Annotated in this window: 11 protein-coding genes; 7 read left to right on the top strand and 4 right to left on the bottom strand. The window is 60.1% G+C overall.

Annotated elements, in window-relative coordinates:
- Positions 1-52: 52 nt before the first annotated feature.
- Positions 53-670 (bottom strand): 30S ribosomal protein S4, encoded by a 618-nt coding sequence (gene rpsD / locus QQK95_RS19505; RefSeq protein ID WP_010909086.1) that lies wholly within the window; start codon positions 668-670, stop codon positions 53-55.
- A 373-nt stretch (positions 671-1,043) separates the two neighbouring features.
- On the opposite strand from rpsD, the gene QQK95_RS19500 reads away from it, so the two are divergent.
- Positions 1,044-1,241, top strand: coding sequence for a hypothetical protein (locus QQK95_RS19500; protein WP_027042433.1), 198 nt, complete (start codon positions 1,044-1,046; stop codon positions 1,239-1,241).
- 95 nt (positions 1,242-1,336) lie between these two features.
- Here the strand turns inward: QQK95_RS19500 and QQK95_RS19495 are convergent, their stop codons facing one another.
- Positions 1,337-1,525 (bottom strand): DUF3008 family protein, encoded by a 189-nt coding sequence (locus tag QQK95_RS19495; RefSeq protein ID WP_126069321.1) that lies wholly within the window; start codon positions 1,523-1,525, stop codon positions 1,337-1,339.
- 162 nt (positions 1,526-1,687) lie between these two features.
- Here QQK95_RS19495 and QQK95_RS19490 point away from each other — a divergent pair, with 162 nt between their 5' ends.
- A complete protein-coding gene (locus QQK95_RS19490) occupies positions 1,688-3,070 on the top strand; it encodes an RNB domain-containing ribonuclease (RefSeq protein ID WP_284275692.1) in 1,383 nt (460 codons plus the stop codon).
- A 22-nt stretch (positions 3,071-3,092) separates the two neighbouring features.
- Here the strand turns inward: QQK95_RS19490 and murI are convergent, their stop codons facing one another.
- Both murI and QQK95_RS19480 read right to left on the bottom strand, forming a co-directional pair.
- Positions 3,093-3,881, bottom strand: a complete 789-nt coding sequence (gene murI / locus QQK95_RS19485) for a glutamate racemase (protein WP_284275691.1) — start codon at positions 3,879-3,881, stop codon at positions 3,093-3,095.
- The gene (locus tag QQK95_RS19480) at positions 3,874-4,785 is read right to left on the bottom strand and encodes an RNA methyltransferase (protein WP_284275690.1); all 912 of its coding nucleotides are present in this window, start codon (positions 4,783-4,785) and stop codon (positions 3,874-3,876) included. Before QQK95_RS19480 ends, murI begins: the two co-directional genes overlap by 8 nt.
- Positions 4,786-5,218: 433 nt before the next feature.
- On the opposite strand from QQK95_RS19480, the gene QQK95_RS19475 reads away from it, so the two are divergent.
- The 5 genes from QQK95_RS19475 to QQK95_RS19455 all read left to right on the top strand — a co-directional run bounded on the left by QQK95_RS19475 (position 5,219) and on the right by QQK95_RS19455 (position 11,253).
- Positions 5,219-5,986 carry a right-handed parallel beta-helix repeat-containing protein gene (locus QQK95_RS19475; protein ID WP_284275689.1) on the top strand — a complete coding sequence of 256 codons (768 nt, stop codon included), beginning with the start codon at positions 5,219-5,221 and terminating at the stop codon, positions 5,984-5,986.
- A 414-nt stretch (positions 5,987-6,400) separates the two neighbouring features.
- Entirely contained in the window at positions 6,401-7,519 is a 1,119-nt protein-coding gene (locus QQK95_RS19470; protein WP_284275688.1) for a DegT/DnrJ/EryC1/StrS family aminotransferase, read from the top strand.
- Positions 7,503-8,501: a hypothetical protein gene (locus QQK95_RS19465; protein WP_284275687.1), complete on the top strand. Its 999-nt coding sequence runs from the start codon at positions 7,503-7,505 to the stop codon at positions 8,499-8,501. Before QQK95_RS19470 ends, QQK95_RS19465 begins: the two co-directional genes overlap by 17 nt.
- Before the next feature lie 834 nt (positions 8,502-9,335).
- Positions 9,336-10,547 carry an NADP-dependent isocitrate dehydrogenase gene (locus QQK95_RS19460; protein ID WP_284275686.1) on the top strand — a complete coding sequence of 404 codons (1,212 nt, stop codon included), beginning with the start codon at positions 9,336-9,338 and terminating at the stop codon, positions 10,545-10,547.
- A 79-nt stretch (positions 10,548-10,626) separates the two neighbouring features.
- Positions 10,627-11,253, top strand: a complete 627-nt coding sequence (locus QQK95_RS19455) for a glutathione S-transferase family protein (RefSeq protein ID WP_284275685.1) — start codon at positions 10,627-10,629, stop codon at positions 11,251-11,253.
- Positions 11,254-11,461 lie beyond the last annotated feature (208 nt).

Raw genomic sequence — 11,461 nt, 5'->3', positions numbered from 1 at the left:
CAAAAAGGCCGCCTCGAGGGCGGCCTTTCCGGTATCGCAGAAAAGCGTTCGCTTAGCGCGAATAGAATTCGACGACCAGGTTCGGCTCCATCTGCACGGCGAACGGAACGTCCGCCAGGCCGGGAATGCGCGAGAAGGTCGCGACCATCTTGTTGTGATCGGCTTCGATGTAGTCCGGCACGTCGCGCTCGGCGAGGCCGACCGATTCCAGGACGATGACCAGCTGCTTCGACTTTTCGCGCACTTCGATGACGTCGCCCGGCTTGCAGCGATACGAGCCGATGTTGACGCGCTTGCCGTTGACGTTGACGTGGCCGTGGTTGACGAACTGACGGGCCGCGAAAATGGTCGGCACGAACTTGGCGCGGTACACGACCGCGTCGAGACGCGATTCGAGCAGGCCGATCAGGTTCTCCGAGGTGTCGCCCTTGCGGCGGTCGGCCTCTTCATAGACCTTGCGGAACTGCTTTTCCGAAACGTCGCCATAGTGACCCTTCAGCTTCTGCTTGGCGCGCAGCTGCAGGCCGAAATCGGAAAGCTTGCCCTTGCGGCGCTGGCCGTGCTGGCCGGGGCCGTATTCACGCTTGTTGACCGGGGACTTCGGGCGGCCCCAGATATTTTCGCCGAGACGGCGGTCGATCTTGTATTTCGCGGATTCGCGCTTGCTCATCGCATTCCCTTTTCAAAACAACACACCCGGCACCTCATGGTCCGGGTGAAGGAAACGCGCCCTCCTCTGGCCTCCGTTTTCGAGACCTGACAGGGTTTTCCCACGCAACGCGGCGGAAAACCCACGGGACACGTCAGTTCAAACAAAACCAGAAACCAAGGCAACCGGTCTTGCGCATACAAAACAAACACCGGACATCGCTGCCCGGCGTTGGCGGCTGGTTAAACCGAGATTTAACCGGTGTCAAGCTTGTGAGTGGCGCGGCGCAACGCAACCCTATAGCCTTCGCGACGTTGATGCGATGCCGGATGTGGCGGGAGGTTTGCGCCAACGGCACCAGGAAGGGATCTGGAGCTAGAGGAGTCCAATCAGCATGAAGAAGTTCTTCCTTACCTTGGCAGGCGCCGCGGTGCTTGCAGGTTCGATGGCGGTGGCGCCGGAACCGGCGATGGCGCGCCATTGGCACGGCCACAAACAGGTCTGCCGCATCATCGTGAAGAAAAGAGTGGTGTGGCGGCACGGTCATCGCAGGGTGATCGTCGAGCGGATACGACGCTGCCATCGCTGGTAAGGCAAAAACATTCGCCCACAGACTTTGCTTTAGAAACAAGGCCCGCAGTTCCGCTGCGGGCCTTGTTTGCCTAGGCTGCATTTCGCGAACGACACTCAGTCTTTCGACTTCTTTTCCGGCAGCCCCTTGCGCTTGGTCTCGGCGAATTCCTCGAGCTGCTTTTCACTCATGGATTCGTACATTCCTCTTGAAGCGCCCTTGAGTTCGCTCTTTTTCGTCTCGCCGCGCTTGGCGGAGAGCGCGGCGCCGGCAGCTTTCTGCTGAGCTTTCGACGTTGCTGGCATGGCGGTTTCTCCTTTGCTGTCAGGAGAAACGCCAAGCTTCGGCGGCGGTTCCGATGCCAGCGGTCCAGTTTCTCGACCGACTGTGCCAGCCCATCAGGCGGCCGGCCTTGGCGATTCGTCGGCAGCCTTCCCGTCTCCGGAGCCCTGGTGTAGGACGGCTGAATGAAGTCTCTGACAGACCCCTCACAAGCCCTCTCCACCGGCCTGGCCAAAATCCGCACCGAATTCCACGTGCCGGAAGGATTTCCGGCTGAGGTGATGGCCGCGGCGGAGCTGGCGGCCAGGCGTGTGCCGAACCAGCATGCCGATCGAACCGGCATGCCCTTCGTCACGCTCGATCCGGCGGCCTCCACCGATCTTGACCAGGCGTTCTCGATCGAAGCGAGCAGCAGTGATCTTCTCCTGCATTACGCCATCGCCGACGTGGCATGGTTCGTCGACGACGGCGACGCGCTGGACCGCGAGGCCTGGGCGCGCGGCGAGACGCTGTACCTGCCGGACGGCAAGGCCGGGCTCTATCCGCCGGCAATTGCCGAGGGTTCGGCGAGCCTGTTGCCGGACGGACCCCGTCCAGCCGTTGTCTTCACCGTTCGGGTCGCTGAGGATGGTGCGGTGAAGTTGGACGGCGCGGAGCGGGCAATCATCCATAGCCGCGCAAAGCTCGCCTATGACAGCGTGACGGCCTCCGACGTTCCGGCCGGCTTCGCCGAACTGGCGCGGCGCATGGCGGCAAACGAAGAGCGTCGCGGCGCTTCCCGCGTCGACCCGCCCGAGCAGGAGGTGGAAAGGCTCTCCGATGGCAGCTTCCGGCTTTCGTTCAGGCCGATCCTGCAATCCGAGCAGGACAACGCCGCGCTTTCACTGGCTGCAAACATGGCGATCGCCGATGCTATGCTGGCGCACAAGACCGGGCTGTTCCGGGTGATGTCCGGGCCGGATGCTTCCAAGGTGCAGAGACTGCGCAACGCCGCACAGGCGCTCGGCCTGTCCTGGCCGGCCTCGACCAACTTGCGCGACTACCAGCGCACACTCGATCCGGCTGATCCGAAACAGGCGGCGTTGATGCTGGAAATCCGCCGCGCTGGCAATGGCGCGTCCTACCAGCCCTACCAGGAAGGCGTCGTTCCCTGGCATGAGGCGATGGCCGCGACCTATGCCCATGCAACGGCGCCACTCAGGCGATTGGCCGATCGCTATGTCGTGCGCTGCGCGCTGGCGATCGCCAACGGCCTGCCCGTGCCGCAGCCCGTCAGCGATGCGTTCGCCGGACTGCCGAAGGTGATGGGACGCGCGGATGCCCGCGCTTCGCAGATCAACCATGCGGCCATCGACCTCGCCGAGGCGGTGATGCTCAGGGGACGCGAGGGGGAAACGTTCAAGGCCGTCGTCACCGACTTCGTCGACCATGGCGTGCGCGTTCAGCTTGCCGACATGCCTGTCGTTGCCAGCGTAAAGGCCTCCGGTCTCAGACAGGGCGACGGCGTGACGCTAAAGCTGGCCTTGGCCGATCCGGATCAACGCAGCATCGTCTTCGAACCTGTTTGAGCGGCTGGCGTTCCGCTACCGTCTACCTCACGACCAGCCCGAACCCCTGCATCAGCCGGCTGACGGCAAAGTCCGCCTTGCCTGACGTGAAGACGGCGATATCGGGCTCGCCTTGCGGCAGCGCCCCGTCGACGGGCGGCAGCAACGAAAGGGCACGCCGGGCGATCGCCTCGGCCGGGTCGATCCAGTCGACCGGCCAGGGCGCGGTCTTGCGCATGCGGTTGACCAGGAACGGGTAGTGGGTGCAGGCCAGCACGACGATGTCGGTCCTGAGCCCCTCATGTTCCATGAAACAGGGCGCGATCTCGGCGCGCACGGCTTCCTCGTCGACGAAGCCCTCGCGCATATAGACTTCGGCAAGGCCGGCCAGCCTGTCGCTGCCAACCAGGCGGACATGGCATTTCTGCGCCCATTTGCTGATCAGGTCGCGCGTGTATTGCCGCTTCACCGTGCCCGGCGTCGCCAGCACCGAGACCAGGCCAGAGCGGGTGCGCTCCGCCGCCGGCTTGACCGCCGGCACGGTGCCGACGAAGGGATGGCTGGGAAATCTGTCGCGCAGCGCATCGATCACCAGCGTCGAGGCGGTGTTGCAGGCGATGACGGAAATCGCCGGCGCAAACCGGTCGAGCAATTTGGCGAAGAGATCGAGTATATGGGTGCGCAGCGCCGGTTCTTCCCAGGCGCCGAAAGGAAAGGCCGCGTCGTCCGCGACATAGATGAAGCGCCGGTCCGGCATCAGCACGCGCGCCTCGCGCAGCACGGTCAGCCCGCCGACGCCGGAATCGAACATCAGGATCGGCTGGTCAGTCATTGTCGGTTCCCTTGCCGCCGAGCGGCGGCGCGTCCTCGTCGTCACCGACAGGCTTGTGCGCCTGGCGTTCTGCCTCTGCCTTGCCGGCGCGGGCGGCGGCCGGAAGACGCCTTGGATCATCGCCCGGCGAGCCGTCGCCGCGCGGCATGGCTGGCGAAAACCTGTCGAGCGAGGAGATGATCCCGCGCAGCACCTTCAGCTCCGGCTCGGCAAAACCGGCGCGCGTCAGCACTGCGCGCAGATTGTCGACCATCTTCGGCTTCTTCGGCGCCGGCCGGAAATAGCCGCGCGCTTCCAATGCGCCTTCGAGATAGGCGAAAAGGCCGTGCAGTTCTTCCTTGCTGGCCGGCTTCATCTCCGGCCCGGTGAAATTGGTCTTGGTCTCGTCCTCGAGGCCGGACTTCATCCATTCATAGGACATCAGCAGCGCCGCCTGGGCGATGTTGAGCGAAGAGAAATCGGGGTCGACGGGAAAGGTGACGATCTCGTCGGCGAGACCGACTTCGTCATTATAGAGACCGAAGCGTTCGCGGCCGAACAGGATGCCGGTGCGCTGCCCCATGGTGTGACGGGTGCGCAGCACCCTGCCCGCCTCCACCGGCCCGCGCACGGCTTTGAAGCCGTCGCGCTGCCTGGCGGTGGTGGCGAAAACGAAATTCAGGTCGGCCAGCGCCGAGCCCAGGTCGTCGAACACCTTCACGGCATCGATGACATGGTCGGCACGGCTGGCGGCGGCGCGCGCCTTCTCGCTCGGCCAGCCGTCGCGTGGATTGACCAGGCGCAGTTCCGACAGGCCGAAATTGGCCATGGCGCGCGCGACCATGCCGATGTTCTCGCCGAGCTGCGGCTCGACGAGGATGATCGCCGGACCGCCGGGGCCACGCTGAAAGTCTGTTCCGGTCATGTGTTCCAGATGATTGCGCTACGAGGTCACCGCGTCCTGCCATATCGATACGGCTTTTTGAAGAGCTGTCCCAGCTCCGCTGGTAAATAGGTCACCGCCGCCCGTTGGCCGGCTGCATGCGGGCCGCCGTAGCACTGGTGCACCGCTCGCATACGCGCTGCCGCTGGAAACAGACGATCAGTCCGGCGCTTGGGGTTTCCGGGTCCGGAGATTATCCGCATCACGGGCGCTTTTATTTTGCAACCGTGCGTCGCATCGCTGGAAAAGCAAATTAGAAAGGTATAAAATCTCCGTTGCTTGGGGTTCAAACTGTATTGGCTAATGGTAATTTGGCGGCGGATCGCGCCCTGCGTCCGTGCAATATGTGGATGCCCCAGCATGTTGCAGGTTCACCGGTCGGCAGGATTGCCGGCTAATTTTTTTGGAGGGGCAAATGAAGATGCTACGGTTCTTCTTTTCATTCGCAATATTGATTCTGGCGTCGGGCTTCCTGATTGCGCCAGCTTCCGCGCAAGCGACCAGGACATGGGTTTCCGGTGTTGGCGACGACGCCAACCCCTGCAGCCGCACGGCGCCTTGCAAGACGTTTGCCGGCGCGATTTCCAAGACGGCGGTAGGTGGAGAGATCAACGTACTCGATCCAGGCGGTTTTGGCGGCGTGACGATTACAAAGTCCATCACGATTCGATCCGATCATATCGAGGCAGGCGTACTCGTCTCAGGGACCAATGCGATTGTTGTCAATGCTGGAGCCACCGGCAAAGTGGTGTTGGAAGGGCTCGACATTGAGGGCCTCGGAACAGGCCTTAATGGCGTGCACATCCTCAGCGGGCAGGCCGTCTACATCCTTCGATGCGACATCCGAAATTTCACGCAAAATGGTGTCAATTCCGTCAGCAGCACATCGGGAGCGAGGGTCTTTATCCAGGACTCGACCATCAACCGGAATGGCGGAGGCGTGAATGTGCAGGGCAATGGCGTCGGGAACATTGCATCTCTAAACAGAGTTCTCGTCGACGGCAACACGACTTTTGCACTTCAGGCCACCAACGCCGGCAATGTTCTGGCTGTAATAAATAGCGTGCTCAATGCAAGCCCTAGCGCAATAATTCTAACCGGCGGCGCAACTGCAACTTCGTTCGGCCCAAGCAATGTTGTTTCGGGCGCGGGCGCGTTCACAACGACAAACCCATTTAAGTAGACGATTCGAGGCGGCCTGCTCCACGGGCCTTTTTTAGCTTGACGCGCCAAGCGTTGTCCGGCGGGAAAATGTGGGGACGCCGCAACGAGTTTGACATTTGCATCTCAGTCGACATAAATCGCAGCGCAAATGTCAAACTCTAGGTTCCACCGATGCATGTCGCGTAAAACTGACCTCGGTTTTGCGACAACGACATGCATCAAGCAATAGCCTAGAGCGCGGCGCCTGAATCTGTTTCAGCGCGACGCGCTTTTCGCTTCGATGGCCGGCACGAGGGGATGTGAACGTTGGAATGGGACCGCTGGCCAAGGGTGAACCAGTGACCTTGGCGCTCGGCTCATGGATCAATTGTCGGCCTACAGATGGAACTGCTTTGGATCAGCCGACTGAAGGTGGCGGACGCCTGCGCGCCACATGACGATCAAATTCAAGTCGCCCTACCGGCATCGCTCCGTTGTTCCAGATTTACCGGCTCCGTCCGAGTATTCGGCGTTGCTCGATGAGATCACGGCGAACGGCTGGTACTCCAATTTCGGCCCACTTGTACGTCGATTGGAACTCGGCTTGTTGGGTGCTTTCGGCAGACCAACCGAGTGCTGTGTTTCGTGCTCAAGCGCAACGACTGGCTTGTCGGCGGCGTTGTTGGCAGCTGATGTAACCGGTGCAGTTCTGGTCCCGGCGTTTACGTTTGCTGCATCGTTGGGAGCAATACGAGCAGCGGGGATGACGCCCGTCGTCGTTGACGTCGATCCTGAAAGTTGGGTGATAGACAACGATCTCCTCCATCAGGCGCTGACCGAGACAGGCGCTCGCGCCGCCATGTTGGTGGCGCCGTTCGGAATTGCATACGATTGGACAAAGGAAATAGCCACGTGCAGAGAGCACGGGGCCGCAGTCATCATCGATAACGCAGCCGGCCTTGGCGGCCCCCGCGCGCCTCATGGGAATGGTGAGAACATTTTCGAAGTTTTCTCGATGCATGCGACCAAACCCTTCGCGATTGGGGAAGGCGGCGCGATCTTTGCGAGTCTGAAATCAGATATGCCGCTGCGGGCCGCGCTTAATTTTGGCCTTGCATCTTACCAAAACGCTCACGGTCCCTTCTGGGGATTTAATGGAAAGATGTCCGAGTTACATGCCGCTGTCGGCCTCGCCCAACTCGCGCGTTTCGATAGAATTGTTCGCCACCGCCAAGCCTATGTTCGTCGCTATCTGGCTCGACTCGCAACTTATTCCAACCTTCGCTATCCTTTGGATTCGAAGGCGGCGCCCTGGCAGCTCTTTCCCGTCCTTATGCCAACCCCGCAGATCGCGGAGCGCTTTGTCGCGACAGCGGCAAACGAGGGTCTCGAGATCCGCCGCTACTATCGCCCCAGTCTTTCCGACTGGCCTTCAACGCGAATCTTCAGCCCATGCAGAGTTGCCGAAGATCTCGCCGAAAGGATGTGCGCGCTTCCAATTCGTTCCGCCGAACCGGATGCAGACCTAGTCATGAAAATCGTGTTTGAGGCACTCGATGTCGCACTTGATTGATCCCTCAGCCGGTAGCCATGACCGCAACTTGCATGTCGACATGCCAAAGGCCGCAAAAACTGTAGAGTTCAGAATACCGATCTCGCCGACACAGATTTTCTTCTCGCAAGTGCGGTTCTTCAATTTCGCACTCCGGCGCTTTTCCGATCGGAGGTATCGCGATGCCCGCCTATCGATTACGGTGGGCGACGGATGCGATCTCGATGTGGTGCGGCGCGAAAACCGATGGAGCGAGAATTTCAACATCAATTGGGAACGAACACCCGACGACGTTTTTGCAGATTTCAATTGGGCTGGAACAGCTATCTGGCGTTTTTGTACGCCAGCCACTGCGGATGTTGTCGTACATTGCGATGCCGACACTGTGTTACTTCGTGACATTGATCCCCTCGTGGACGAATTTACTTCGTACGCGCCTACAGTAAAAGGACATATGGCGCATTTTCCGCCGGGTCTTGGCGCTAACCCTATTGTCCCTCAACCGCATAGTGCTGAGTTTTGGCCAGCCCTGTTCCGGATATTCAGTTTGCCTTGGCCGGCCAAAACTTATCGTTATTCAATCGACCCCGATCACCGCCTTCCAATCTCGCCGCCCTATTTCAATATGGGGTTTGTGGCCATGAATCCGAAGGCCCTAGACATTCTAGCAACCGAGATATGGGCGACGATGCGTGGTCTGACAGACGCCATCGGCGATAGTTACTTTAAATGTCAGATTGCGCTTACACTCGCTGCACATCAAACAGGATGTATCGTTGACGTCCTGCCTGCGGAGTACAACGCGGCCAACGACCTTAGGCATCTCAACGCGAACAAACTAACGGCGGACAAAATTCGTGTTCTACATTTCCTCCGGAACGACGAAATCGACCGCCGCGAACTGCAGCCTGCTCTCATTGACGATATGCTTGCGCGCAAGTTGGTCAATCCTGCGAATATTGTCTGGCAAGACCTGGTTCGCGAATACCGGAATTTGAACTGAAACATCTAAATCGAGCTTGGTATGTCTTTTGGGCTAAACAGCGATTTTCTCACACGAGAACAATTAGAAAATTTAGGATTTTCAAAAATTGGCGATGACGTTCTGATCCACAGAACGGCTGTTATTGTTGATTGCTCTCGAATATCTCTTGGCTCACGAGTAAGGGTCGATCCATTCGTCGTTATTTCTAATCGGGGCGGGGTGGAGTTCGGGAACAACATCCACATAGGCAGCCACTCGGTGTTGGCAGGCGCAGGTGAGATACGACTGGGAGATTTCGTCAACATATCTCACCACGTGGGCATATACACATCAAACGAGGACACTAGCGGGAGGACATTGAGCCATCCTACCGTCCCAGGTGGAGGCGCCCGTTCGGCGTCGATCATCTTTGGCCGTCATTCACTCGTTGGCCATGGGAGCCTCGTCCTCCCCGGAGCTCGATTCGATGAAGGGTCGATACTGGGAGCCATGTCGCGAATCAGCAGGCCGATGAAAGCTTGGACGAACTATGCCGGGATCCCTGCTCGGCGGATGACAGAGCGTCGACGGGATACGTTGGCTTTTGAAGGAGAATATTTAACTTCGCTACAAACACCGTGATTGCCGGCCGCTGTGCAAGTATCTCGGCCCTGCTCCCAAAGGTCGTAAATGCGCTGACGCCGGTTCATGGTATTCGAAGAGCGCCCGCTCACGAACAGCAAGACAAGCGTCACAGAACTGTAGTCGATGACAGGTGAGAACGAGCCTTCGGTGAACCCTTGGCGTCCGGCCATTGCCTTTGCTATAGGCCGGTATCTCACCTGCGTCCCGTAGTAGCGAAAGGCTTCCCCAATGCCAAAAATCAAAGTCGAGAACCCTGTCGTCGAACTCGACGGCGACGAGATGACCCGCATCATCTGGCAGTTCATCAAGGACAAGCTGATCCACCCTTATCTCGACCTCAAGCTCGAATATTACGACCTCGGCATCGAGCATCGCGACGCCACCAACGACCAGGTGACGATCGATTCGGCCAATGCCATCAAGAAATACGGCGTCGGCGTGAAATGCGCGACGATCACGCCCGACGAACAGCGCGTCGAGGAATTCAAGCTGAAGAAGATGTGGAAGTCGCCGAACGGCACCATCCGCAACATCCTCGGCGGCACCATTTTCCGCGAGCCGATCATCATGAAGAACGTGCCGCGCCTTGTGCCCGGCTGGACCAAGCCGATCATCGTCGGCCGTCACGCCTTCGGCGACCAGTACCGCGCCACCGACTTCCGCTTCCCCGGCAAGGGCAAGCTGACGATCAAGTTCGTCGGCGAGGACGGACAGGTGATCGAGCATGACGTGTTCGACGCGCCCGGCGCCGGCGTCGCCATGGCCATGTACAATCTCGACGAGTCGATCCGCGAGTTTGCCCGCGCCTCGCTGAATTACGGCCTGCTGCGCAACTATCCGGTCTATCTGTCGACCAAGAACACCATCCTCAAGGCCTATGACGGCCGCTTCAAGGACATTTTCCAGGAAGTCTACGAGGCTGAATTCGAGGCCGAGTTTAAGTCGAAGAAGCTGTGGTACGAACACCGCCTGATCGACGACATGGTGGCATCCAGCCTGAAATGGTCGGGCGGCTATGTCTGGGCCTGCAAGAACTACGACGGCGACGTGCAGTCCGACACGGTGGCGCAGGGCTTTGGCTCGCTCGGCCTGATGACCTCGGTGCTGATGACGCCGGACGGCAAGACGGTGGAAGCCGAAGCCGCGCACGGCACCGTCACCCGCCACTACCGCCAGCACCAGAAGGGCGAGGAAACCTCGACCAATTCGATCGCCTCGATCTTCGCCTGGACGCGGGGCCTCGCCCACCGCGCCAAGCTCGACGACAACGCCGAGTTGAAGCGTTTTGCCGAGACGCTGGAAAAGGTCTGCATCCAGACCGTCGAATCCGGCTTCATGACCAAGGACCTGTCGCTGTTGATCGGCCCCGACCAGCCCTGGCTCTCGACCACCGGCTTCCTCGACAAGATCGACGAGAACCTGCAGAAGGCGATGGCCTAAGCACCCACAGTCCTACATGCCGAAGGCTCCGAAAGGAGCCTTCGCTTTTTTGGGCCAGCGAAAGCGACGGGCTGACAGCATGACCAAGCCAATCCTCTACGGCGCAGACTACAGCGTCTATGTGCGCATCGCGCGCATGGCGCTGGAGGAAAAGGGCGTCGACTACGAGCTGGTGCCGCTCGACATCTTCGCCGCCGACGGCATCCCGGCCTGGTATCTGGAGCATCACCCCTTCGGCCGCATCCCGGCCTTCGAGCATGACGGTTTCCGGCTGTTCGAGACAAACGCGATCGCGCGCTATGTCGACGAGGCCTTCGACGGCCCGGCGCTGCAGCCCGCCGATGCGCGCGGCCGCGCCAGGATGGGCCAGATGACAGGCATGCTCGACGCCTATGGTTACCGCGCCATGGTGTGGGACGTTGCCGTTGAGCGGCTGGAAAAGGCGGAGCCGGACGAGACCCTGATCGCCGGCGGCCTGAGCCAGGCGGAGACCGTGCTGAAAGTTCTGACCTCACTGAAGGCAGATGGACCTTGGCTGCTCGGCGATCAGTTGACGCTGGCCGACCTGCACGCAGCGCCGGTCATCGGCTATTTCGTCAAGGTCAGCGAGGGGCAAAAGCTGTTGGCACGGTTCACCGGTATCCAGGACTGGTATTCACGCATCGCCACCCGCCGGAGCTTTGTGCGCACCGAAAAGGCTGGTTGAGGCAGTGAGACCTCATTCAGGCAAATAGATTTCCGCCTTCATGAAGGTTTTGGCGCGACCGCTGATCAGCACGCGGTCACCCGCAAGCTCGCACAGCAAATGGCCACCGCGCTGCGAGCATTGGAACGCCGACAGATGGGTCTTGCCAAGCCCGACTTAAACACCGCCTGTGAGAATATGTCATTAAGTCAGCATGTTAGGCGCGCGC

The sequence above is a fragment of the Mesorhizobium huakuii genome (genome assembly GCF_030160235.1).
Taxonomy (GTDB): Bacteria; Pseudomonadota; Alphaproteobacteria; order Rhizobiales; family Rhizobiaceae; genus Mesorhizobium; species Mesorhizobium huakuii.
The sequence above is the reverse complement of the archived record's forward strand: the minus strand, read 5'-3'. Positions and strand labels throughout refer to the sequence as shown.